Origin of the sequence: Geodermatophilus saharensis (assembly GCF_900188205.1) — a bacterium.
In the GTDB taxonomy this organism is placed as follows: Bacteria; Actinomycetota; Actinomycetes; order Mycobacteriales; family Geodermatophilaceae; genus Geodermatophilus; species Geodermatophilus saharensis.
On record NZ_FZOH01000003.1, the window covers coordinates 341,578 to 364,394 of the forward strand.

21 protein-coding genes are annotated in these 22,817 nt (G+C 76.4%); 10 read left to right on the plus strand and 11 right to left on the minus strand.

Going from position 1 to position 22,817, the window contains the following annotated elements; genetic code table 11:
* Nucleotides 1-141 precede the first annotated feature (141 nt).
* Nucleotides 142-1,383 (plus strand): WS/DGAT domain-containing protein, encoded by a 1,242-nt coding sequence (locus tag CHC04_RS09565; protein ID WP_141233750.1) that lies wholly within the window; start codon nt 142-144, stop codon nt 1,381-1,383.
* Between the two features lie 54 nt (nt 1,384-1,437).
* Here the strand turns inward: CHC04_RS09565 and CHC04_RS09570 are convergent, their stop codons facing one another.
* Entirely contained in the window at nt 1,438-1,935 is a 498-nt protein-coding gene (locus tag CHC04_RS09570; RefSeq protein WP_089403682.1) for a single-stranded DNA-binding protein, read from the minus strand.
* A gap of 130 nt (nt 1,936-2,065) precedes the next feature.
* Here CHC04_RS09570 and recD2 point away from each other — a divergent pair, with 130 nt between their 5' ends.
* Complete coding sequence (gene recD2, locus CHC04_RS09575; protein WP_089404013.1) at nt 2,066-4,300, plus strand: SF1B family DNA helicase RecD2; 2,235 nt, start codon at nt 2,066-2,068, stop codon at nt 4,298-4,300.
* Nucleotides 4,301-4,316: 16 nt separating this feature from the next.
* Here recD2 and CHC04_RS09580 read toward each other — a convergent pair whose 3' ends face one another.
* On the minus strand, nt 4,317-4,877 hold the full coding sequence (locus tag CHC04_RS09580) for a hypothetical protein (RefSeq protein WP_089403683.1): 561 nt from the start codon (nt 4,875-4,877) through the stop codon (nt 4,317-4,319).
* 195 nt (nt 4,878-5,072) lie between these two features.
* Between CHC04_RS09580 and CHC04_RS09585 the strand changes: the two genes are divergently transcribed.
* The 3 genes from CHC04_RS09585 (at nt 5,073) to CHC04_RS09595 (ending at nt 8,024) form a co-directional block, all read left to right on the plus strand.
* Nucleotides 5,073-6,563, plus strand: a complete 1,491-nt coding sequence (locus CHC04_RS09585) for a hypothetical protein (protein WP_089403684.1) — start codon at nt 5,073-5,075, stop codon at nt 6,561-6,563.
* A 64-nt stretch (nt 6,564-6,627) separates the two neighbouring features.
* Entirely contained in the window at nt 6,628-7,677 is a 1,050-nt protein-coding gene (locus CHC04_RS09590; protein WP_089403685.1) for a PD-(D/E)XK nuclease family protein, read from the plus strand.
* A gap of 74 nt (nt 7,678-7,751) precedes the next feature.
* Nucleotides 7,752-8,024, plus strand: a complete 273-nt coding sequence (locus tag CHC04_RS09595; RefSeq protein ID WP_089403686.1) for a hypothetical protein — start codon at nt 7,752-7,754, stop codon at nt 8,022-8,024.
* A 62-nt stretch (nt 8,025-8,086) separates the two neighbouring features.
* Here the strand turns inward: CHC04_RS09595 and CHC04_RS09600 are convergent, their stop codons facing one another.
* From CHC04_RS09600 to CHC04_RS24540, 3 genes are all read right to left on the minus strand, one after another.
* Nucleotides 8,087-8,443 carry a hypothetical protein gene (locus CHC04_RS09600; protein ID WP_089403687.1) on the minus strand — a complete coding sequence of 119 codons (357 nt, stop codon included), beginning with the start codon at nt 8,441-8,443 and terminating at the stop codon, nt 8,087-8,089.
* A gap of 143 nt (nt 8,444-8,586) precedes the next feature.
* A complete protein-coding gene (locus CHC04_RS09605; RefSeq protein WP_089403688.1) occupies nt 8,587-9,561 on the minus strand; it encodes a zinc-binding dehydrogenase in 975 nt (324 codons plus the stop codon).
* Between the two features lie 214 nt (nt 9,562-9,775).
* A complete protein-coding gene (locus tag CHC04_RS24540; RefSeq protein WP_217897277.1) occupies nt 9,776-10,630 on the minus strand; it encodes a helix-turn-helix transcriptional regulator in 855 nt (284 codons plus the stop codon).
* 448 nt (nt 10,631-11,078) lie between these two features.
* Here CHC04_RS24540 and CHC04_RS09615 point away from each other — a divergent pair, with 448 nt between their 5' ends.
* The 3 genes from CHC04_RS09615 to CHC04_RS09625 all read left to right on the plus strand — a co-directional run bounded on the left by CHC04_RS09615 (nt 11,079) and on the right by CHC04_RS09625 (nt 13,368).
* On the plus strand, nt 11,079-11,840 hold the full coding sequence (locus CHC04_RS09615) for an AfsR/SARP family transcriptional regulator (protein WP_089403689.1): 762 nt from the start codon (nt 11,079-11,081) through the stop codon (nt 11,838-11,840).
* 143 nt (nt 11,841-11,983) lie between these two features.
* Nucleotides 11,984-12,205, plus strand: coding sequence for a hypothetical protein (locus CHC04_RS09620; protein WP_089403690.1), 222 nt, complete (start codon nt 11,984-11,986; stop codon nt 12,203-12,205).
* Between the two features lie 182 nt (nt 12,206-12,387).
* Nucleotides 12,388-13,368 carry a leishmanolysin-related zinc metalloendopeptidase gene (locus CHC04_RS09625; protein ID WP_089403691.1) on the plus strand — a complete coding sequence of 327 codons (981 nt, stop codon included), beginning with the start codon at nt 12,388-12,390 and terminating at the stop codon, nt 13,366-13,368.
* 323 nt (nt 13,369-13,691) lie between these two features.
* Here the strand turns inward: CHC04_RS09625 and CHC04_RS09635 are convergent, their stop codons facing one another.
* Entirely contained in the window at nt 13,692-14,606 is a 915-nt protein-coding gene (locus CHC04_RS09635; RefSeq protein ID WP_089403693.1) for a hypothetical protein, read from the minus strand.
* A gap of 198 nt (nt 14,607-14,804) precedes the next feature.
* On the opposite strand from CHC04_RS09635, the gene CHC04_RS09640 reads away from it, so the two are divergent.
* Nucleotides 14,805-15,185, plus strand: a complete 381-nt coding sequence (locus CHC04_RS09640) for a hypothetical protein (RefSeq protein ID WP_089403694.1) — start codon at nt 14,805-14,807, stop codon at nt 15,183-15,185.
* 200 nt (nt 15,186-15,385) lie between these two features.
* Here the strand turns inward: CHC04_RS09640 and CHC04_RS09645 are convergent, their stop codons facing one another.
* The 5 genes from CHC04_RS09645 to CHC04_RS09665 form a co-directional block, all read right to left on the minus strand.
* Nucleotides 15,386-16,441: a hypothetical protein gene (locus tag CHC04_RS09645; RefSeq protein ID WP_089403695.1), complete on the minus strand. Its 1,056-nt coding sequence runs from the start codon at nt 16,439-16,441 to the stop codon at nt 15,386-15,388.
* Nucleotides 16,434-17,603: a M1 aminopeptidase family protein gene (locus CHC04_RS09650; protein ID WP_089403696.1), complete on the minus strand. Its 1,170-nt coding sequence runs from the start codon at nt 17,601-17,603 to the stop codon at nt 16,434-16,436. Before CHC04_RS09650 ends, CHC04_RS09645 begins: the two co-directional genes overlap by 8 nt.
* Before the next feature lie 45 nt (nt 17,604-17,648).
* On the minus strand, nt 17,649-19,778 hold the full coding sequence (locus CHC04_RS24085) for a hypothetical protein (protein WP_176449921.1): 2,130 nt from the start codon (nt 19,776-19,778) through the stop codon (nt 17,649-17,651).
* Nucleotides 19,779-19,812: 34 nt separating this feature from the next.
* On the minus strand, nt 19,813-20,127 hold the full coding sequence (locus tag CHC04_RS09660) for a hypothetical protein (protein ID WP_089403697.1): 315 nt from the start codon (nt 20,125-20,127) through the stop codon (nt 19,813-19,815).
* A gap of 244 nt (nt 20,128-20,371) precedes the next feature.
* Nucleotides 20,372-21,130 (minus strand): IclR family transcriptional regulator, encoded by a 759-nt coding sequence (locus tag CHC04_RS09665; protein WP_245817089.1) that lies wholly within the window; start codon nt 21,128-21,130, stop codon nt 20,372-20,374.
* Between the two features lie 90 nt (nt 21,131-21,220).
* Between CHC04_RS09665 and hutH the strand changes: the two genes are divergently transcribed.
* On the plus strand, nt 21,221-22,792 hold the full coding sequence (hutH, locus tag CHC04_RS09670; RefSeq protein ID WP_245817090.1) for a histidine ammonia-lyase: 1,572 nt from the start codon (nt 21,221-21,223) through the stop codon (nt 22,790-22,792).
* Nucleotides 22,793-22,817: the final 25 nt, after the last annotated feature.

Sequence of the window (22,817 nt, forward strand, 5' to 3'; positions counted from 1 at the left end):
GCCGGGAGCCGCATCGGGGCTCCCGTGCGGCGTGGGCCGCACCGGCGTCACCGGTCCCTCGCCCACCGTGAGCGGCGGCGTTCCTCGTCCTCGTCCGCGGCCTCCTTGCTCGCGCCCCTCGCGCGACGGCAGGCTGGCGGCGTGCAGGTCCCGCTGACCGCCGAGGACCGGGCGATCCTGGCGCTGGAGGGTGCCCGCCTGGTCGGGCACACGGCGACGGTGGTCCACCTGCCGGAGGGCGCGCCGGACCTGGACCGGCTGCGCGACGCCGTCGGCCGCCGGCTGACCGGCGCGCCCCGGCTGACCTGGCGGCTGGACGGGACGCCGCAGGAGCCGGTGTGGCGCCCGGGCGGGGTCGACGTCGCCGCCCACGTGGGAGCCGTCGCCACGGCCGGCCCGCTCGACGAGGCGGGGCTGCGCGGTGAGCTGGCCCGGCTGTTCGCCGAGCGGCTGGACCGCAGCCGGCCGCTGTGGCGGATGGACGTGGTCGGGCCGGTCGCCGGCGGCGGTGCGGTGCTGGTGTGGCGGGTGCACCACGCCCTGGCCGACGGCGGGACGGTGGTGCGCCTGGCCGAGGACGTGCTGTGGGACCCGGCCCCGACAGGGGACGCGCGCCCGGCGCCGCGGCCCCCGGGGGATCCCGGCGCCGCCCGCGGCTCGCTCGCCGGCGTGCTGACCGGGGAGCTCGTCCCGGGGTTGCGGCGCTCGCCGTTCGACGCGGAGGTGGGCCGCGACCGCGCGGTGGCCCTCGCCGTGGTCGCGGCGCCGCCGCTGCGCCGGGCGGCCCACCGGCTGGCCGGCGCCACGGTCAACGACGCCGTGCTCGCGGTGGTGGCCGGTGCGCTGCGCCGGTGGCTGCAGGAGCGGCACGGACAGCTGCACGGCCTGCGGGTCAAGGTGCCGGTGACGCTGCACTCCGACGGCGACGACCTCGGCAACCGCGACTCCTGGTTCCGGGTGGACCTGCCGGTGGACGAGGCCGACCCGGTGGCCCGGCTGGCCGCCGTCCGCCGGGACACGGCGCTGCGCAAGGCCCGTCACGACGCGCGGGAGCTCGACGAGCTCACCGCCCGGATGGCGCGCCTGTCACCCCGCCTGGCCGGCTGGTCGCAGCGGTTGGAGCGCAGCGGGCGGTCCTTCGCGCTCAACGTGTCGAACGTGCGCGGCCCCGACCGGGCCGTCACCGTGCTCGGCGCACCCGTGGGCGCGGTGCAGCCCCTGGTCGAGGTGGCGCAGCACCACGCGCTGCGCGTGGGCGTGCTGTCGGTCGCCGACCGGCTCGGCTTCGGCCTCGTCGCCGACCCGGCGGTCGTCGGCGACCTCGACCGGCTGGCCACCGCGGTGGAGCAGGACGCCGCCGAGCTCGGGCGCGCCGCCGGGTGACCCGGGGTGGAGCCGTGCCGGCCCGGCCGGCACGGCTCCACCGACGGCGGGAGCTCAGAAGGGCGGCTCCTCGCCGGGGTCACCGGCCGCGGCCCACGGGTCGTCCGCGCCGGCCCGGGCCGGCGCGGGGCCGGCCTCGCCGGACCCGCCCGCGTGCCCGTTCCTGCCGCCGGGGCGGTCGGCGGGGCGGGACGCGCGGGCGACGGTGGCCGTCGCGTAGCGCAGCGACGGGCCGATCTCGTCGACCTCCAGCTCGACGACGGTGCGCTTCTCGCCCTCCTTGGTCTCGAACGAGCGCTGCTTGAGGCGGCCCTGCGCCACCACCCGGGAGCCGCGGGTCAGTGACTCGGCGACGTTCTCCGCCGCCTGCCGCCAGACGTTGCAGCGCAGGAACAGCGCCTCGCCGTCCTTCCACTCCTGGGTCTGGCGGTCCAGGGTGCGCGGGGTCGAGGCGATGGTGAAGTTGGCGACCGCCGCGCCCGAGGGCGTCCAGCGCAACTCGGGGTCGCTGGTCAGGTTGCCGATGACGGTGATGACAGTCTCGCCGGCCATGGTCCGGTCCTCCGTAACGTCGGTGCAGCGCTCAGGTGAGCGCCCGGAGGCTACGGACGGGCACCGACAGTTCCCGGGCCCGCGACCGGTGGCCCGGCCCCCGCGCGCCGGAGGTGTGACCATCGGCAGGGTGCAGGAGGTGCGGACCCCGTCGGTCCTGGAGGCGACGCTGGAGCGGGTCACCTTCGCCAACCCGCAGACCGGCTACACCGTGGCCCGGGTGGACACCGGGCGCGGCGGTGACCTGGTCACCGTCGTCGGGTCGCTGCTGGGCGCGCAGCCGGGGGAGACGCTGCGGCTGCGCGGACGGTGGGGGGCGCACCCCCAGTACGGCCGCCAGTTCCTCGTCGAGGACTACACCACCGTGCTGCCGGCCACGGTGCAGGGCATCCGCCGCTACCTGGGCTCCGGGCTGGTCAAGGGGATCGGCCCGCGGCTGGCCGAGCGGATCGTCGACCACTTCGGCACCGACGCGCTGCGGGTGATCGAGGAGCAGCCCGGGCGCCTGGCGGAGGTGCCCAACCTCGGCCCCAAGCGCACCCGGCTGATCACCGAGGCCTGGGAGGAGCAGCGGGCCATCAAGGAGGTGATGGTCTTCCTGCAGGGCGTCGGGGTGTCGACGTCGCTGGCCGTGCGCGTCTACCGGCAGTACGGCGACGCGTCGATCGGCGTCGTCCGCGCCGAGCCCTACCGGCTGGCCGCCGAGGTCTGGGGCATCGGCTTCAAGACCGCCGACACCATCGCGGCCGCGGTCGGCATCCCGCACGACAGCACCGAGCGGGTCGAGGCCGGCGTGCAGTTCGTGCTCTCCGAGGCCACCGGCCAGGGTCACTGCTTCCTCCCCGAGGACGACCTCCTCGCCCGGTCGGTGGAGATGCTGCAGGTGCCGGCGAGCCTGGTCCGGCACTGCCTGGCCCTGCTGGTGGCCGAGGACAACCTCGTCCGCGAGGAGTTTCCCGGCGCGCCGGGGGAGCCGCCCACGGTGGCGTACTACCTCGTCCCCTTCCACCGCGCCGAGGTCTCCCTCGCCGGAGGGCTCAAGCGGCTGGCCGGCGCCGACGTCGACCGGATGGCGGCCTTCGGCGGGGTGGACTGGGACGCCGCGCTGTCCTGGCTGCGCCGGTGCACCGGCGTGGACCTGGCACCCGGCCAGCAGGACGCCGTGCGCCTGGCCCTGACGGCGAAGGTCGCCGTCCTCACCGGCGGGCCCGGCTGCGGCAAGAGCTTCACGGTGCGCTCGGTGGTCACGCTCGCGGCGGCCAAGGGCGCGCGGGTGCTGCTGGCCGCCCCCACCGGCCGGGCGGCCAAGCGGCTGACCGAGCTGACCGGCGTCGAGGCGGTCACCGTGCACCGGCTGCTGGAGCTGCGGCCCGGCGGCGACGCCGCCTACGACCGGGACCGGCCGCTGGACGCCGACCTGGTGGTGGTCGACGAGTCCTCGATGCTGGACCTGCTGCTGGCCAACAAGCTGGTGCGGGCCGTGCCCCCGGGAGCGCACCTGCTGCTCGTCGGCGACGTCGACCAGCTGCCCTCGGTCGGCGCCGGGGAGGTGCTGCGCGACCTGCTCGCCGAGGGCACCCCCATCCCGCACGTGCGGCTGACCCAGGTGTTCCGCCAGGCCAGCCGGTCGGGGGTGGTGACCAACGCCCACCGGATCAACGCCGGCCGCCCGCCGCAGGTGCGCGGCCTCGACGACTTCTTCCTGTTCAGCACCGACGACGCCGAGGAGGCCGCCCGGCTGACCGTGGACGTCGTCGTCCGGCGGATTCCGGCCCGCTTCGGGCTCGACCCCCGCCGCGACGTCCAGGTGCTCACCCCGGTGCACCGCGGGCCGGCCGGCGCCGCCGCGCTCAACGAGCTGCTGCAGGAGGCGCTCACCCCGGCCGCCCCCGACCGGGCCGAGAAGCGGTTCGGCGGGCGGGTGTTCCGCGTCGGGGACAAGGTCAGCCAGGTCCGCAACGACTACGACAAGGGCGCCAACGGGGTCTTCAACGGCACCCAGGGCGTCGTCACCGCCGTCGACCCGGTCGAGCAGACGCTCACCGTGGTCACCGACGAGGACGAGACCATCCGCTACGACTTCGCCGAGCTCGACGAGCTCGTGCACGCCTACGCGGTCACCGTCCACCGCTCCCAGGGCAGCGAGTACCCCTGCGTCGTCGTCCCGCTGACGACCAGCGCGTGGATGATGCTGCAGCGCAACCTGCTCTACACCGCGGTCACCCGCGCCAAGCAGCTCGTCGTGCTCGTCGGCTCCCCGCGGGCGCTGGGTCAGGCGGTGCGGGCCACCGGCTCCGGCCGGCGGCACACCGCCCTCGCCCGCCGGCTGCGCGGCCGTCCCCAGCCGCTGCCGGGCGCGGCGTGACGAGGACCCGAGGGCGTCAGCGGGCGTGCAGCCGGCGCGTCTCCAGCTCGTGCTCGCGGAGCTCCTCCCGGGTCTCCAGCGCCGCCTGCGCCTGCACCTCCAGGCCGGCGAAGGTGTCCTCCACCTGCTGCAGCCGCAGCCACCAGGCGGTCAGGGCGTAGCGGTCGGCCAGGTCGTCCGGGGCGCACGCGAGCAGGCCGCGGATGGAGGCGTCGGCCCGCTCGAGCACCCCGGAGTCGTCGTCGGGCGAAGCGGCCCGCGCCGCCCAGAACACCTCCGCCCACAGCGCGGCCACCGCGACGCCGCCGGCCGGCGGCACCCGCTGCTCGAAGGCCAGCCGCCGGCCGGTGGCGACGGCGGTCAGCCGCAGGGTCAGCAGGCGGCGCACCAGCCGCAGGAACTCCGGTGCGGAGGCCCGGTACGCCTCGGGGCTGCCGGCGTCGGCCATGCGCCGGTAGACGTCCTGCAGGCGCTGCGCGGTCTCCTGGCTGCGCAGCCACAGCTCGTAGCGCGTCGCCGGTCGCGGGAGGACGGCGTCCCGTGCCCCACCCGGACCGTCGTCGGAGGAGGCGCCCACGGTGCCGCACGGTAGTGCCGGCCGGTCCCCGGTGCAGCCCGCCGCGCCGCGCCCCCGTGGGACGCCGGTCACCGTTCCGCCGAGAGCGAACGCCCCGCCCGCGTGTCCGGCGGGGCGGCTTGACAGCACGGTTCTGTCGGTACCCGTCCCTAGATTCCGGATCGACATCTTCCCCGTGTCGACAAGGAGTCCCCCATGGCCACCTCCGGCCTCAAGACCCGCAAGCCCACCGGCCGCGTGCCGTGGCCGTGCATCCTCCTGGAGGGTGAGGAGAAGGCCGGCAAGAGCTGGGCGCTGGCCCAGTTCAGCGCCAGCGACAAGATCGGCGCGCTGTACTGGATCGACCTCAACGAGGGCGCCGGCGACGAGTACGGCGCCATCCCCGGCGCGCGCTACGAGCTCGTGGAGCACGACGGCTCCTACGCCGCGGTGCTGGCCGCCGTCCAGGCGGTCAAGGCCGAGGCGCGCCGCGCGGCCGACGCCGGCGAGCCGCCGGTCGTGCTCGGCATCGACACCGGCTCGGCCATCTGGGACGGCCTGAAGGACTGGGCCAGCGAGCGCGCCGCGAAGTCCGCCCGCAACCGCGAGCTGCTCAAGCGCGACCCCAACGCCGAGATCACCATCAGCCAGAACCTGTGGAACGACGCCGGCGCGCGCTGGCGCAAGCTGCAGACCGAGCTGCTGACCTTCCCCGGCATCGTCGTGGTGACCGCGCGCGGCAAGGAGGTCACCGAGGTCGACGCCAACGGCCGCCCGATCGAGGGGCAGAAGACCTGGTCGGTGCAGACCCACCGGGAGTTCCCCTACGCGGCCAGCGTGTGGATGCGGCTGCGCCGCGGCCGGCGGCCGCTGATCGTCGGCGCGCGCAGCGTGCACGTGGGCATCAAGCCCAACGACGACCCGGCCCGCGAGGTCACCGCACGCGAGGCGAACGGCCGGCTGCTGGAGTGGCTGGTCTTCGACGCCCTCAAGTGCGACCCGGGCACCGCGCACGTGCGCGACCTCGTCGCCTTCCACGGCGGCGGGCTGCTCGACCACGAGCGGACCGAGCAGGCCGCCGCCGCCCGAGCGGGCGCCGTCGCGGCCGGCGTCGGGGGCGGTGCGGCGGCCGGACGGCGGGGCTCGGACCTCGCCGACCTCGTCGCGCGGATCGGCGAGGCCGGTGACGACGACGAGCTGCGCGAGGTGTGGGCCGAGGCCAACCGCGCCGCGCTGCTCTCGGTCGACGTGCCGACCCCGGGCGGCAACTACACCGTCGCCGAGCTGATCCAGGCCCGGCACGAGGAGTTCGTGGAGGCGTCGTCATCCGCCGGGGGCCGGTCCGCGGAGCGCCGCCGGGCGCCCGCGGCCGCGCAGGCCCCGGCGCCGCAGACGCCGGCCGCGGTGGTCGAGGCCGCCCGGGCCGCCGCGGCGGCCGCCCGCCCGTCGCCCGAGCCCGAGACCGCGCCGGTCAACCCGCTGCTGGAGCCCTCGGCGACCCCGGACGACCCGCGGGAGCGCCGGCTCAACGCCGCCCGCCGGGGCGTGCTGGCCAGCCTGGAGGCCCTCGGCGTCACGGAGGAGCAGATCGGCGCCCGGTTCGGCCGGCCGGCCGAGCAGGTGGCCACCAAGCGGCTGACCGCGCTGGTCCGCGACGTGATCGCCCGCCAGCGGGCCTCGGCCGACGACCGCCCGGACGTCGCCTGAGCCGAGCCGCCGGGGCGGGGCCGGACTCCCGGCCCCGCCCCGGCCCCGACCAGAGGAGGACGCGGTGACCGCCGTCCTGCCCGCCCGCCCCAGCGCCGCCGAGCGGCGGGCCGCGCCGAGCCTGGCCGCCGCGGTGCGCGACCTCGACAGCCGCCGGGCCCGCTCCCGCCAGCGGATGATCGGCGCCTCCGAGCTCGGCGAGTGCCGGCGGCGGGCGGCCTACCGGATCGCCCGCCGCCGCCCGACCAACACCCGCACCGGGCTGCAGGCCTTCATGGGCACCGAGCTGCACCGCGGGGTGCTGCGCGCCCTGCGCCGCCAGTACGGCGGCCTCACCGAGGTGGCCCTGCGGGGCGAGCAGGTGAAGGGCCGCTGCGACTGGTGGCACGCCCCGGTCGTGGAGGACCTCAAGACGACGTCCCGGTTCGGGTTCGAGCGGGTCCTCACCCGCGGTGTCCCGGTGCGGCACTGGTTCCAGGTCGCCGTCTACGCCTGGCTGCTGCGCACCGGGCAGACCGCCGACCGCCGGCTCGAGGCCGGCGCCGGGCAGGACGTCGACGGGCTGCGGATCCGCTACCTGTCGCGCGACTCGGGCGAGGACGTCGTCTTCGAGGCCGACCACGACCCGGCGCTGACCGCCGAGGCGATCATGTGGCTCGCCGACGTCTACGCCACCGTCGAGGACGACGGCGCCGACGCCGTCCCGCGCGACGGGTTCGGGCCCGGCGTGGACACGATGTGCGACTGGTGCCCGTTCCTCGACCTGTGCTGGGGTCCGCCGGTCGACCCCGCGACCGAGGGGGAGGGATCCCGCCAGTCCCGCCTGACGGTCACCGACCAGGACTACGTCGCCGCCGTGCACGACTACGACGCCTGGCGGGCCGCGGAGAACGAGGCCCGGCGGCACAAGGAGTACGCGCGGGAACGGCTGCGCGGCCGCTCCGGACCGGCGGGCGACCTGGACTGCGAGTGGTCCGGCGGCGGCCTGCGCTCCCAGGTGGACAAGGACGCCGCGGTGGAGCGCCTGGTCGAGCTCGGCGAGAGCCTCCCGATCCGCACCACCCGCACCCCGCGGACGATCCGCGTCACCCGCAGCGGCACGCGGCCGGACTGAGCTTGCGCCCGTCCCCCGACGGGAGGACGATCGAACACACGTTCGACGACTCGATGCGATCACCGGAGGCCCCGATGACCACCCTCCCGACCTCCCGCCTGCCCACCGGCGAGCCGGTGCTCACCACCGACGTGGTCGGCACCGACTTCGGTCTCCCGCTGGTCCGGCCGGCCAAGAGCAGGCAGGACGGGCGGGTGCGGGTCGTGCGCTCGCACTGCCGGGCGCACGGGGGCGTGGTCGTGTGGTTCACCGACGGCACCAAGACCCCGCCGCTGCACGGGCGCACCACCTGGGTCCTCGCCGGGCCCGAGCCGGGCGCGGGGACGCCGGCGCGCGAGGTCGCCTGACCCGTACGCCGGGCGGGTGGTCCCGCTCGCAGTACGGCGAGCAACCGCCACCGCGGTCCCGCTCAGCGCCGTGCGCCCGTGTCCGCGAGCGTGCCGCCCGCCGGTGTCCGCGCGTCCGCCGTCCCGAGGAGCACCGGCAGCACCGACCGGTACACGTCCGGGTACACGCAGGCGACGACGGTCGGCGGCTCGAGACCCGCCGCGGCCGAGTCGAGCGGCAGCTCCGCGAGATGCCGGCGCGCCTCGTCGTCGTCCCCCCACACCTCGATGCCCAGCACCCGGGAGCCGGACAGCCACGTGCGGCGGTGGAGGCACGGGCCCTCGGGCACCAGGTGGCGCGGCGGGAGCAGCCGTTGCAGCCGGGTCAGGTGTTCGGGGTCGGCGTCGGTCCAGCAGAGGTGGACGACGAGCGTCGACATGGGGTCCTCCTGGGAGACCGGGTCCGTGTGGGGCGGACGGACGGTAGGGAGGACGACGTCACCGGGCCGTCACCACGTGGATCCGCGCGTGGACGGCGATCTGCCGGTGCACGACGGTGTCGGCGCCGGACCGCCGGCCGCCCTCAGCCCATGTCGACGGCGATCTTGAGCTGCCCCGGCCGCGGGGAGATCGCCGCGGTGAAGGCCGCCTCGACCTCGGCGACGGGGCGCACGTGCGTCACGTAGCAGTCCCGCAGCCCGGGGTGCTCCGCGAGGTACGCGCCGGCGTCGGCCAGCACCCGCCGCCGCTCCAGGGTGACCCCCGAGCGCAGGGTGAGGTTCTTGCGCAGGAAGGTCATCATGTCGAAGGGGTAGACTCGGTCGTCGGGGACGCCGAAGTAGAACACCTGGCCACCGGGCGCCACGGCGTCCAGCGCCGGCTGCAGCGTCGAGATCTGGTGGCCCACCGCCTCGACGACCACCGACGGCCGGTCGGCGTCGGACAGCCGGCCCGCCCACCGCTCCGCCCGGGCGGTGACCGTCTCGTCGACGCCGAAGACCCGCGCGACGTCGGAGCGGTCCACCGGGTCGACGCCGGTCACCCGGGACGCCCCGCGGGCCTTCAGGACGGAGCTGAACAGCAGGCCGATGGGGCCCTGGCCGATCACCGCCACCGCCTGCCCGGTGACGTCGCCGAGCTGCTCGGCGGCGTAGAGGACGCAGGCCAGGGGCTGCAGCATGACCGCGGTGGTCGCCGGCAGGCCGGCGTCGTAGCCGGCGAGGCCGTCGCCGTCGGTGACCACGAGCTCGGCGATGCCGTCGAACATCGACGCCCAGCCCACGACCAGGTCGCCGGGGGAGTGGTCGGGGTGCCGGCTGGCGACGACCTCCCCGACGATCTCGTGCATCGGGAACCCGGGCGCGCGGGTGGCCCCCCAGCCGTCCTCGGCCGCCGGGTGCGGCCACAGCCCGCCCCGGAAGTTGGGCAGGTCGCTGCCGCAGAGGGCGCCGGCGCGGGTGGCCAGCAGCACGTGGCCGGGCGTCAGGGCCGCCGGGTCGGGGGCGGCGACCTCGACCTGCTCGAAGCGGAAGGGGCCGCTGAGCGTCTGTGCCCACATGGGGGATCTCCGTCCTGCCGGGCGGTGGCTGGTGCCTGCAGCATCACCGCGGACGGCCGCCCCGGCGAGTGCAGGGTCCGCGGCCCAGTCGTCGACGACCCTGCGCTGCTCGGCCGGGCGCAGCCGTCCTCCGTGGTCCACGCGGCTCCTCCGGTCCTCGGTGCCGCGGACGTCGGCGGCGCTCGGGACACGATGGGCCGGGCCGGGCCGGCGCTCAGTCCCCGCGCCGCGGCGAGGGGACCAGCGCTCCGGGATCCGTCGTCCCGGCGGGACCGGCGGGACGGGCGGGACCGACGGGGCCGCCGGGGGTGGCCAGCAGGCCGGTGTCCCGGGCCCGCTGCACGGCCATGAGCCGGTCGCGCACCCCGAGCTTGCGGTAGACGTGCTCGAGGTGCTTGTGCACCGTCCGGGGGGAGGTCTGCAGGCGGCGGGCGATCGCCGCCGCGGTCAGTCCGGCGCCGAGGAGGGTGAGGACGGCGAACTCGCGTTCGGTGAGGCCGGTGTCGCGGGCGCGCTCACGGCGCCACGGCGGTGCGTCGGAGACCACCAGGTGGTGGCGGGCCAGCGCCGCGAGCACCGGGAGGACCAGGCCGGCCAGCTCGGCGTCGTCGTCGGTGTAGTCGTCGTCGGGACGGCTCAGCACGTAGGCCTCGATCCCCTCGCCGACCCGCAGCGGCAGGGAGAGCTGGTGGGTGATCCCCAGCGGACGGGCGAACGCCGACCACTCCGCCACCATGGTCGCGGGGGCCACCTCGCGGGGCACGCGCCCCAGGATCTGGGCCGCCGCGCTGCCGGTGGCCGCGTGCCAGCGGATGAGCGGCTGGGTGCGGGCACTCGGGAGGACCCCCGACGGTGGCACCGTCGGCAGGAAGCCCTCGGGCCAGCCGCGGACGACGTGGTCCACCCAGGCGCCGTCGACGTGGTTCAGCGAGCAGCAGGCCGAGTCGAAGGACCGCAGCAGCAGGTCGGCCACCTGCGGGTGCGGGAACTCCGCGTCCCCGGGCGCCCGCTGCAGGATGTCCCCGACGAGTTCCAGCCACGCTGCGGAGCACGTGGTGGTGCGCGACACGTGACCGAGCGTATTGCCGCGGTACCGGTGAGGAAGGGCCTTAGGACTCGGCCCGTCCCGGCGGCCCGTCCCTACGCACAACTGCGTACGGTTCCGGCCCGCGGCCGTGGCTAGCGTTGCTCTCCCGCATCGAGAACGCGTGCGTCCAGGGGGCAACCATGTCGGTCGTCGACCAACCCAGACCTCCCGGACCTCCCCGGACGGGGAGCGCCCGGTCCTGCCCGACGCCGCGGCGTTCCGCCGGCTGAGCCGCCCGACCTCACCGGGCCACCGGGGCGTGGGCCGCAGCGCCTCCGCGGCGCCCGGCCGCACCGCGGTCCCCGCACGACCTCCCCGGGTCCCACCGCCGGCGACGCCCGCCGTCCCGCATCGGGTGCCTGCTCCCACCCCGGCACCATCCCGGCGCCGCCCCGGTCCCCGCTGCCCGTCCGAGAGGAAGGACCCTCACGTGGACCGCCCCTCCGCCTCCGTCACCCTGCTCGACGGTTTCGGGCTGGACCTGCCCTGGCGCCGTCCGCGACCGGGTGGCGACGAGCTGCCGCGTGCGGTGCAGCGGCTGGTGGCACACCTGTGCCTGTCCCGACGGCAGACGCGGGCGGTGACGGCCGGCCACCTGTGGCCCGACCTGCCCGAGGACCACGCGCACGGGTGCCTGCGGTCGGCGCTGTGGCGGCTGCGGAAGGCGGCGCCGGACCTGGTCGAGGTGTCCGGGGACGCCCTCCGGCTGGCGACCGGTGTCCGGGTCGACGTGCGCGACCTCGACGCCTGGGCGCGCCGGGCCGTGACGCCGTCCACGGCCTCCGGTGACGTCGCGCTCCCCGACGCCGCTCTCCTCGGCGACCTTCTCCCGGGGTGGTACGACGACTGGGTCCTGCTGGAGCGCGAGCGGCTGCGGGACCTCCGCATGCGGGGCCTGGAGGCCGTGGCCGCCCGGCTGACCTCGCTCGGCCGCCACGGCGAGGCGCTGCAGGCCGCCCACGCCGCCGTCCGCGCCGAACCGCTGCGCGAGAGCGCCCACCGGATGGTGGTCCGGATCCACCTGGCCGAGGGCAACGTCGCCGAGGCGGTCCGGGCCTATGAGCTCTTCCGCACCGTGCTCGAGACCGAGCTGGGCGTGCCTCCCAGCGAGGAGATGTCCCGGCTGCTCCGGCACGTCCCGCGGATCCGCCGGTCACTCCCGCCGCACTCCCCGGCTCTCGCGGGGCGGTGACCCCTCCGGCCCCGGGGGGTCCTCCGTCCGGGGGACTGCGCCGGGGAGCACGACGTCTGAGCATGGCTCCCGGCACGTCGACCGCGCCGGGCGTCTCCGGAGCCGGCGCCGCGACGCTGCGTGGGACCCGGAGGAGAGACGACGTGGCCGACCACCCGAGCGCGGCGCTCCTCGTCCGCGTCTGGCTCGAGGGCGCCGGGCAGTTCCGGGCCCGGCTGCTGACGCAGGCGGACACCCCCGCGGGGACGTCGGCCCCGGAGGTGACGGTCGCGGTGGCGGCGTCCCCGGAGGAGGTGCTCGACGCCGTCCGCGACTGGCTCGACGACGTCGTGCGGCGGGCCGGGCCGCCGCACGACGTCGGGTGACGCGGGGGGCCCTGCCGCGGCCGCCGGGCCGGCGGAGCCGGTGACGGCACGGTGACGGTTCGTTGACGCAGCGCTCGTAGCGTGCGGGCGCGGGATGGACCGCGGCACACCCGTCGCCTCGCGGCGTCCCGTCCACGTCCTGCCGGCCACCGGCACGACGACGCCCTCACCGGGAGGTCACAGTGACGACTTTCTTCGCCGGACTCGGTTCGGGACTGGACGCGGTCGAGGTCGAGGAGGTGTACGAGGCCAGGGCGAGGGAGGATGTCGCCAAGCGCATCGCCGACACCGACAACCCCTTCCGCATCGAGGTCCGGTTCCTCGGCGGCCTGACGGAGGAGCAGAAGCAGGCCTTCCGGACGGCTGCGGACCGGTGGGCCGAGGTCATCGTCGGCGACCTCGAGGACGTCGAGCTCCCCGACGGCACGACGGTCGACGACGTCCGCATCGACGCCGCCGGGGTGTCCATCGACGGGCCCGGCCGCGTCCTCGGCCGGGCCGGACCCCGCCTGGTGCGGCCGGCCGGCAGCACGCACGAGTTCCTGCCCATCACCGGCGGCATGGAGTTCGACGTCGACGACATCCCGACGATGATGGCGCAGGGTCTCTGGGACATCGTGATCATGCACGAGATGGGGCACGTCATCGGCATGCTCGACTTCGTCTGGAGCGCGAAGGGCTTCGTGGCCAACCGCAACACCCCGCAGTGGTCGTTCACCGGGCCGACCGCCATGGCGGAGTTCGGCCGGCTGCAGGACCCGTGCGCCGGTGTCCGGATCGCCGACCTCGCGGACCTCGCGGCCGCGGTACCGGGCGGGGACGGGGCCGGTGTGCCGGTGCCCATCGAGGACGACTTCGGGCCGGGGACGATCGGCAGCCACTGGCGGGAGAGCGTCTTCGGCGCCGAGATGATGACCGGCTTCGTCAACCAGGGCGCGAACCCGCTCAGCCGGGTGACCGGCGGGGCCCTGCAGGACCTGGGCTACCAGGTGGACCTCGACGCCTGCGACGACTACAGCCTCCCGTCACCGACGTCCCTGGCCGTCATGGGTGTGCTCACGGCCGGGCGGATGCACGAGGTCATCGGGGAGATCGGCGGCACCGGCGGCTACGTCGAGCACCCCACCCCCGAGGTCGCACCCGACTCGGTCCTCCGTCGGTAGCCGGTCCGGTGCGGGTCCCGGACCGGGAGCCGGACGGCGACGAGGCGTGGGGGTGGATCGACGAGCACGTCGAGCGGCTCACGCCCGAGGTGGCGGGGGACGAGGTCCGCCTCCTCGGGCAGGGCCGTGCCGAGCGGGAGGGCCGTGCCGAGCGGGAGGGCCCTGCCGAGACGGAGGGCCCTCCCGAGACGGAGGGTCCTGCTGAGACGCCCCCGACCGCGGGGCCACCGGCCGGAGCGGGCTGACCCTCTCCTCCGGCCCTCTCCTCCTCCAGCACGGGCCGGCCCGCCCGGGAGCCTCCCGGGCGGGCCGGCCTGCGGGTGTCAGCGGATGCGCCGGCGCTGGCTGTCGCAGCCGTAGAAGTAGCCGCAGAACTGGGTGTAGGGCCCCCGGTTCGCGGTCTCGGGGTTGGTGATGAGCACGCCGCTGTTGTCGGTGTTGCGTGCCGCGGTACCGCCGGGCTTGTGGCCCCAGAAGCCGCCGCTCTGCTTGCGGAACCAGTGGTAGTCGACGAACCCCGGGCCGGGGGCGACCACGAGCGCGACCAGGTAGCGCGGCTTCTCGCTGTCCGGGAAGCAGTCGAACCGCCGGTGCACGCCGTCGCACAGGGCCGCGCGGGTCACCTCGGGACAGGTGATCGCCGTGTACATGCGTCCGCACCCGCGGCCGGGCTGGGCGAAGGTGTCGGTGCGCCAGTTGCTCGCGTAGTTGTAGCAGTTGTTGTTCAGCCGGACGGTCGCGTCGTCGTTCCAGAAGCCGGGGTTGAACACCCCCAGCTCGATCGTGCAGGTCACGTCCGCGGGCTCCGCCGGCGCAGCCACCGACGCCGCGGCCACCTGGTCGGTGACGGACTCGGCGCCCCCGCCGGCCAGTTGCGCCAGCAGGTGGTCCCGCAGGTCGGTGTCGAGGGTCGCCGCGTCCGGCGCGTCCACGGGCGCCCGGCCGGTCTCCACCAGGCTCAGCAGCCGCTCGGCGATCTCGGTGCCGCGGTCGGCCGCGCCGAGCGCGGACAGGGACAGGTAGCTGGTCGCACCCGCGGACGGGTCGACCGCGACGTCGTCCCCGAGGGTCTCGAGAAGGAACCCCCGCGGCCCCAGCCCGCCGCCCGGATCGGCGTCGGCGAGGCTGGTCGTGAGGCCCTGCACCTCCCTCAGCAGCGCTCGTGCCTCCCGGTCGTCGCCCACCTCGGCGACCGGGTTCTGCCGGCCCGAGAAGACGTCAACCGTTATCCGCAACATCGATCCGCTCCTCTGCCTCGTCGCGCGTGGTGGCGGGACGGCGTCGAAGACCTGCTCCGGGAGCCTCACCCGCGGCCACGGCACCCGACCGGTGCCCCGCGAGCAGAGGATGGCGTGCAGGGCGTCACGGTCCCGTCACGCTCACGTCACGGGTCCCGGCGCCTCGCCCGCCGTCAGAATGGGTGCGGGGTGGTGTTGGTGAGCGGTTCTCCTCGGTCGTCGCCGGCGCACGGTGGCGCGCGCGTCGACCTGCTCGTCTACTCGGGCCGTCCGAACCCGACGTTCGACCTGACGCCGGCCGAGGCGGAGGAGCTGGCGCGCCGGCTCGACCGCCTGCCTCCGGGCCCTCAGCCGGGCGACGCACCCGGGCTGGGGTACGGCGGACTGGTGGTGTCGTTCGCCCCGGCGGCCGGCCGCCCGCGTTCGGTCACGGTGCGCGCCGGCGTCAAGGTGGAGACCGCCGGCGCCGTCACCGGCAGGACGGACACCGAGGACGTCGAGGGCTGGCTGCTCGGCCTCGCCCGCCGGCGCGGGCACGCCGCGCTGCTCGACGCGCTCGGTCTCCAGGGCCCGCCCTGAGGATCCCCCGGACGTCCACCACCGTGTAGCGGCGGCGGCCCGTGGGAGACGGTGCCGGCGGACGGTGTGCGGGACACGTGCACATCCCGGCCGCGCACCTGCACCGCAGCCCACACCGTCCGGCCGCCGACAGGTGTGGGGGGACGATGCGGCGCACTGTCCGGGAGCGGGCCGGCACCGGCAGCAGTCGACGGCGCAGGTCAGGGGTCGACGACGAGGCGCACGGCGAACCCGCCGGCGACCGGCCCGGACCCGTCACGGCGGAGCACGTCGACCGTCCCCTCCGTGCCCGGGGGCAGGTCGCGCGGCACGGTGAGGACGAGCGCCAGCGTGCTCGGCCCGAGGGGGAGCGGCAGGTCGAGGGCCGCGCGGGGGGCGTCGGGGAGCGGCAGCGCGGCGGCGAGGTCGAAGGACCCGCGGGTCAGCTCGTCCTCGCCGCCGACGAGGACGGCGCCACCCGCATCCGGCGGCGCCGGCGGCTCCAGCGCGGCGGCCAGGGGGTCGTCGGCCGTCACGGCCACCTCGCCCGCCCGCGGCCGGGCGACGCGCAGCCCGACGCCCGCCAGCTCCCGTGGTCGCCGGACCTCCAGGCCGGTCGCCGCACCGGCCGACGCGCCGCGCACCTCGAACGGGACCAGCACCGACGCCCCCCGGGGCGCCCGCACCACGGTCAGGTCCTTCTGCGCGAGGTCGCCGCGCTCGCCGACGCGGCTGCCGGCAGGCGGGTGGGCGCCGCGGGTCAGCGCGGCGGCCACGAGGGCGACGTGCGCCCCCGGCGGCGGCACCTGTGCCGCCGGCCACCGGGCACGGACGACGGTGGACCGGCCCGGGGGCAGCTCGAAGGCGACCCCCGCGCTGACCGCCGGCAGGAAGTCGGCGGGCCAGGTGCGCGTGAAGCCGGCGCGGCGCCGGAGACCGAAGGTCACCACGAGGTGGCGGGCGGTGCCCCGGCCGCGGTTGCCGACCCGCGCGTGGAACCAGTTGTCCCGCCCGGGCCGGGGCTGCTGGTGGACCGTGCCGCCGTCATCCTCGTGCCGGATCCAGACGTCGGGGGAGTCCCAGAGCCGTCCGCCCCCGCGCTCACCCGGGTCGTCGCGCAGCCACAGTTCCGGAGCGGGCGCCGGGTCGGGCAGGCCGTAGACCCAGCGGTGGAACGCGTCGACGAGGTCGACCGCGCCGGAGCGCGCCACGAGGTGGGCCTCCAGGGCCTCCGTGGTCGCGGGGCGCTCGAGGTTCGCCCGGTAGAACTCACCCATCCACCCGGTGAGCGCCGCGGGCGAGGCGAGCGCCGCTGCCCCTGCGAACAGCCGCGGCCCCGGTGCTGTAGGCCGCGATCGGGGTCGCGCGGGTGAACGGGTCGTGCGGGGACAGCGTGACCGGCGGCTCGGCGAAGTCGAAGGGCCGGACCTCCGAGCCGCCACGGTCGTGGTAGACGTTCCAGCCCTCGTCCCACCACCCGTCGGCCTGGGCCGCGGGCGTGACCCCGCGGCCCCACCACGAGTGGAAGACCTCGTGCCGCAGGCTCCCCCGCGAGGCCGTGCACGCCCCGTCGTATTCCATGCCGCCCCGGATCAGGAACGCGGTGAAGCGGCCGCCGTGGACGTACCTCCCGATCGAGGCCGCGTTCTCCGCCAGCCAGCCGGCGACGTCGGCCGCGGCGGCTGCGGGGTCCACCGTGGTGTCGGAGCGCAGCGCGAGCGCCTCCACCGTGACGGGGGCGCCACCGGTCGGTAGCGCGACCGTCGTCGTCGCCGAGGTGAGCGTGTCCGCGGCCCGCACCTCCACCATCGGGGAGAGCGCGGAGGACCGCGGGGGGAAGGCCACCCGCCAGTGGTTGGGCCCGGCCGCGGTGACCGCGCCGTTGGTGACGACCCGGTGCTCCACCGGGGTGCCGGTCACCACCAGCTCCAGGTCGATCGCGTACCGGTCCCAGATCAGGTTGGCCGGCACCCAGGACTCCAGGTAGCGGCCGGGGGCGAGGTCGGTGAAGCCGAAGCTGAGCGTCAGCCGCGGTCCGGCCGACCAGGTCAGGGCCGGCGGGTGCGACCCGCCGGCCGGTGCCTGGGGCAGCCCCACGGTGTAGTCCAGGCGCAGGGTGTGGGCGGTGCCGGCCGGGAGCGCCCGGTTCAGCACGAGGACCTCCGCGCCGGCACCGCCGCCGAGGTCCCGGCGGACCAGCGCGTCCAGGGGCAGGGGAGCGCCGTCGAGCCGGACGCCGGTGACGGGCTGGCGCAGGTCGAGAACCGGACAGCCTGCGGCCGGCCCCGTCGCGAACCGCAGCGTGGCCGTGCCGGTGGCCGTCCGGCTCGCCCCGTCGAAGCGGAGCAGTGCCGTGACGGCGGAGACGTCGATCGGCACGGCCGTCCTGCCGCCGCCGAGCGGCACGGGCGGCGGGGCCAGGTCGAGGTCGGTCGTCACGGCAGCCCTCCTCCGGGTCTCTCACCGCCCGGCTCGGGCCCGTCCTCAGCGGGGGAGCAGCCCCGAGAAGCCGGCGAGCAGCCGGGGGGTCGCGTCCGTCCCCGACATCGCCGCGAGCTGCTGCAGCCGGTCCACGGCATCGGCCAGGTGCTCCGCCCCGCCGCCGAGGGCGACCCACATCCCGACCTGCTGGGTGAACACCAGCGCCGCGGCGTCGTTGTCGGTCTGCGTCGTCGGGAACTGGACGAACAGCTCGACGTCCCTCGTGACGCCGACGGGGATGCCCCGCGCCGACCACGTGACGGCGACCGACAGCCGGTGCGGCCCCGGCCGGGGGAAGGCGAAGCCCTCCGTGCTCCAGAAGACCCGGTGTGACGAGGAGACGGAGTCCCCGGGCGGCAGCTCGGCGAGCTTCGCCGCGTCGCAGACGACGGCGAGCGGGCGGAACGGGCGGACCCGGCCGGACGGGTCGGTGACCGTCATCGTGGCGAACAGGCCCTCCAGGCTGACGTCGCTCGGGACGACGAGGGGGTCGCCGCTGCGGTTGGTGAGCGTCCAGGACACCTCGACCGGCTGGCCCAGCGCGACGCCGTCCGCCGGGACGGCCACCTCGAGCTCGAGCTCGGACGGGTCGAAGTCCTGGCGGTCGGTCGCCTGCGGGGGGCTGGTGCCCACCCAGGAGAAGAACGGCCAGCCCCCCGGGCGCAGCACGGGGTCGGGCATGTGCACCAGGTGGTGCCGCACCGTCGTGTTGACCGCCAGCGCGATCTGGTCCGGGAAGACGCCCGGGGCACCGGTCGTGGGGCCGCCCAGGACGTCGGCCACGCTCGGCGTGGTCGTCATGATCGAGTTGTCGGCGGTCGTCTCCTGCTCCTGGTGGATCTGGTTGAAGGTGTGCGTGATCTCGTGCGTGGCGCTGCGCAGGAACGCCCGGGCGACCTCGCGCTGCCTGCGGTCGGCGGCGGTCCCGAAGTTGGCCGACTCGCCCGACGGATAGCCGTCGTCGGAGAAGCTGGCGCACCCCTCCCGCGGGACCCCGATCTGGTCGTACATGACGCCGCGGGAGCAGCCGAGCTTGGCCGGGACCACCACGAGGTGGATCCGCCAGTCGGTGTCCAGGTCCGTGGCGGGGTCCCGGACGGCGGTCATGAGGCTGTGCAGGTTGCCCGACGACCAGCAGTCGGTCGGGTTCGCCCCGGCCGGCACCGGCACGTCGGTCGAACCCCGGACCACGGTCAGCTGCCAGCCGTGCTTGGCGTAGATCGTGTCGAAGTACTCGGTGCCGCCCGAGCCGTCGGGCACCGGCTGGGGCGCCACCGCGCCGGTGAGGGTGTCGATCTCCACCGTCGCCCGGCGGAAGAACGGCGACACCCAGGACAGGGTGACGGTGCCCCGGTCCACGCCGCCCTCGAGCCAGCGGCCGGTGAACCGCGGGCCGCCGAAGGGAGGCGGCGCGGGCGCCTGGGTCAGCGTCACGGTCACCGTCCTGCTGGGCGCCGCGGGGAAGGAGCCCTTGAAGCTCCCCGCCGGCGGGGCGGTGTAGTCGTACTGCTCCAGGACGAGCGTCGCGGTGCACGGCCGGCCCGGCGGCACGGCGACGGACTCGGTCACCTGGACGACCTTCAGGTAGGAGTCGTAGCGGTCGCGCGGGTAGACCGGGATGCGCGGCCGGAAGGGCGGCGCGAGCGGCTCGGCCGCGCTCGGCCGGCTCGCCGCGGCGGCCACGGAGACCGCTCCGGACGTGGCGCTCCCCGGCGGGGGAGACGGCAGCGGGTCGGTGAGCGAGGGCGAGACCGGGGGCACCAGCGCCGGGCGCCGGTAGAGGTCACCGCTCACGATGATGCCGTCCGGTCCGGCGTCCGGCGCCGACCGGTCGACCCGCAGGGTCCCCTCGAAGCCGGCGGGCGAGGTGGTCGGCCGCAGGGAGAGCGCGTAGCAGCCGGCCCGCAGGACCGTCCGGCAGAACCGCAGGGGTGGGCCGGCCGACGACGGGGATCCGGTCGCCGCGCCGACAGCACCGGACCCGGCCGGGTCGAGGTCGGGGAAGCGGGGGTCGTCCTGGCCGACGGGGACCCCGGCGGCCAGCGGGACCTCGGGGGAGACGACGGGCGGGACGCTCGCGACGACCGCGTCCGCCCCCGGCTCGAGCTCCATCTCGCGGAAACCGTCGGCCATGACGGGTGCCTCCTCACTCGGCCCCCCGTACCGACTACGGGGGTGCGATCCGTTGGTAGGAGAAGCGGCAGCCGTCGGGGTCGACGACCTCGAGGACGTCGGCCCCGCGGTGGACCTCGTAGACGACGAGCTCGTCGGTCGCGACGCTGAGCACCAGCCGGCGGTCGTCCTCGAGCCGGTAGATGCCGGCGTCCCACCAGATGCCCGCCTGCTCCGGCCCGCGCGTGCCGCGGTAGGTGCCCGTCGAGAAGGTGAGGACGTCGGGGTAGCGGTCCGCGCACGCCGGCGCGTCCCTCTTCCGCCACGAGCCGGTCAGCGCCGTGTCGTCGGGTCCGGAGTGCGCGGTCATGGGTCTCCTCGAGGTCCGTCCGGTCGAGGTGCCCACTGTGCCCCGGATCCGGACCGGCACCGCCGGTGCGCGGTCCCCGCCGGGGCGGTGGCTCCTCGCCCCGGGGATCGCCGGCCTCCTCTCACCGACCCCGGGGGCCCGGGCCGCGCCGCCCTCGCCCGCTGGTCCCGTCCGGCTCCCGCTCCCGGACGACACGAGCCTCCCGGGCCCCCGTCACCGCAGCGTCACCGACCGGCGCCCCCGGTCAGCCGCCGATGAGCCGGCTGATCGTCCCCGCGGTGCGGGCGACCTGGGCGGCCAGGGACCGCCGCCCGTCCTCGTCGGGCACCTCGTGCTCGGGGAAGGTGAGCGCGACGGCAGCGATGGGGTGCCCGGAGTGGTCGAGCACCGGGGTGCCCACCGAGGCGAAGCCGGCGGTGACCTCGCCCTCCTCCAGGGCGTGGCCGCGGCGTCGTGTCTCGGCCAGCAGCCGGCGCAGCGCCGCCGGTGAGTCGGGTCCGCGCTCGTTGCGCAGCACGAAGCCGTCCGCGGTGGGGAACAGCGCGCGGACGGCGGCCGGCGGGAGGACGGCGAGCATCGCGCGGCCGCTGGCGGTCAGCGGCGCCGGCAGCCGGACCCCGACGTCGGTGACCAGCGGCGCCCGCCCGCGGGCCCGCTCCTCGATGACGTAGACGACGTCGCGGCCGTGCAGGACGGCCAGGTGGGAGGTGTGCCCGGTGCGGTCGGTCAGCTCCGACAGCGGCCGCCGGGCCAGCCGCTGCAGCGGCGCCTGCCGGGTGAACCCGCTGCCGAGCTCGTAGGCGCTGACCCCCAGGCCGTAGCGGCGCTCGTCGGGCAGGTGGACGACGAAGCCGGTCGCGGTGAGTTCCCCGAGCAGGTGGTACGTCGTCGAGCGGGGCAGCCCGAGCTCGCGGGCCAGCGCCGCCGCCGGCACCGGCCCGGCCTGGTCGGCCAGGAACCGCAGGATGTCGAGCACCTGGCGCGCCGCGGGCACCTGGGCCACCGGCACCTCCTCGCCGAGTGTCTGGGATCCCAGACAATATCTCCCGCGCGGCTCTGTCGGAGGACCGGCGCGATGGCGTGCCATGACCGGGTGACCGCCAGCACGACCACCAGCACGACCGCCACCGTCCCGATCAGCGTCGGCACCGGCCCGCTCAGCGCCTCCGACGTCGTCGCCGTCGCCCGGGACGGTGCCGCCGTCGTCCTCGCCCCCGGGGCGGAGCGGGCGGTCGCCGCGAGCCGCCGGGTGGTCGAGGCCCTGGCCGACGACGTCGTCGCGCACTACGGGGTCTCGACCGGCTTCGGCGCGCTGGCGACCCGGCACATCCCGGCCGAGCGGCGGGCGCAGCTGCAGCGCAGCCTGGTGCGCTCGCACGCCGCCGGCTCCGGCCCCGAGGTGGAGCGCGAGGTGGTGCGCGCGCTGATGGTGCTGCGCCTGGCCACCCTCGCCACCGGCCGCACCGGCGTCCGCCCGGAGACGGTGCGCACCTACGCCGCGATGCTCAACGCGGGCATCACCCCGGTGGTCTCCGAGTACGGCTCGCTGGGCTGCTCGGGCGACCTCGCGCCGTTGGCGCACTGCGCGCTCGCCGCCACGGGGGAGGGCGACGTCCGCGACGCCGGCGGGCGGCGCCGCCCGGCCGCCGAGGTACTGGCCGCCGCCGGCATCGCGCCGCTCGTGCTCGCGGAGAAGGAGGGCCTGGCGCTGATCAACGGCACCGACGGCATGCTCGGCATGCTGGTGCTGGCCCTGTGCGACCTGCGCCGGCTGCTGCGCGTCGCCGACGTCACCGCCGCGATGAGCGTCGAGGCGCTGCTGGGCACCGACGCGGTCTTCGCCGCCGACCTGCAGGCGCTGCGCCCGCACCCCGGCCAGGCCGACAGCGCGGCCAACCTCCGGGCCCTGCTCGCCGGCTCGCCGATCGTGGCCAGCCACCGCGGCCCCGGCTGCACCCGGGTGCAGGACGCCTACTCGTTGCGCTGCTCGCCGCAGGTGCACGGCGCGGCCCGCGACACCCTGGCCCACGCCGCGGCGGTCGCCGACCGCGAGCTGGCCAGCGCCATCGACAACCCGGTGGTCACCGCCGACGGGCGGGTGGAGAGCAACGGCAACTTCCACGGTGCCCCGGTCGCCTACGTGCTGGACTTCCTCGCCGTCGCCGTGGCCGACCTGGCCTCGATCGCCGAGCGGCGCACCGACCGCTTCCTCGACGTCGCCCGCAACTCCGGCCTGCCGGCGTTCCTGGCCGACGACCCGGGCGTCGACTCCGGGCACATGATCGCCCAGTACACCCAGGCGGCGATCGTCTCCGAGCTCAAGCGGCTGGCCGTCCCGGCGTCGGTCGACTCCATCCCCTCCAGCGCCATGCAGGAGGACCACGTCTCGATGGGCTGGTCGGCGGCCCGCAAGCTCCGCCGCGCTCTCGACGGGCTCACCCGGGTGCTGGCGATCGAGCTGCTCACCGCGGCCCGCGCGCTCGACCTGCGGGCTCCGCTGACCCCCGCGCCGGCGACCGCCGCGGTGGTCGCCGCCGTCCGGGAGCACGTCGCCGGCCCGGGCACCGACCGGTTCCTCGCCCCCGAGATCGACGCCGTCGTCGCGCTCGTCGCCGGCGGCGGCGCGGTCGCGGCCGCCGAGTCGGTCACCGGCCCCCTCGCCTGACCCCGTCCCCACCCCGACCCGAGAG

What these genes read in the sequence shown, in the direction of transcription:
- CHC04_RS09570 (WP_089403682.1), bottom strand. Translation starts at nt 1,935, where the DNA reads ATGGCCGGCGAGACTGTCATCACCGTCATCGGCAACCTGACCAGCGAC.
- CHC04_RS09660 (WP_089403697.1), bottom strand. Translation starts at nt 20,127, where the DNA reads ATGACCGCGCACTCCGGACCCGACGACACGGCGCTGACCGGCTCGTGG.
- CHC04_RS09600 (WP_089403687.1), bottom strand. Translation starts at nt 8,443, where the DNA reads ATGTCGACGCTCGTCGTCCACCTCTGCTGGACCGACGCCGACCCCGAA.
- CHC04_RS09595 (WP_089403686.1), top strand. Translation starts at nt 7,752, where the DNA reads ATGACCACCCTCCCGACCTCCCGCCTGCCCACCGGCGAGCCGGTGCTC.
- CHC04_RS09645 (WP_089403695.1), bottom strand. Translation starts at nt 16,441, where the DNA reads ATGGGTGAGTTCTACCGGGCGAACCTCGAGCGCCCCGCGACCACGGAG.
- CHC04_RS24085 (WP_176449921.1), bottom strand. Translation starts at nt 19,778, where the DNA reads ATGGCCGACGGTTTCCGCGAGATGGAGCTCGAGCCGGGGGCGGACGCG.
- CHC04_RS09605 (WP_089403688.1), bottom strand. Translation starts at nt 9,561, where the DNA reads ATGTGGGCACAGACGCTCAGCGGCCCCTTCCGCTTCGAGCAGGTCGAG.
- CHC04_RS09585 (WP_089403684.1), top strand. Translation starts at nt 5,073, where the DNA reads ATGGCCACCTCCGGCCTCAAGACCCGCAAGCCCACCGGCCGCGTGCCG.
- CHC04_RS09635 (WP_089403693.1), bottom strand. Translation starts at nt 14,606, where the DNA reads ATGTTGCGGATAACGGTTGACGTCTTCTCGGGCCGGCAGAACCCGGTC.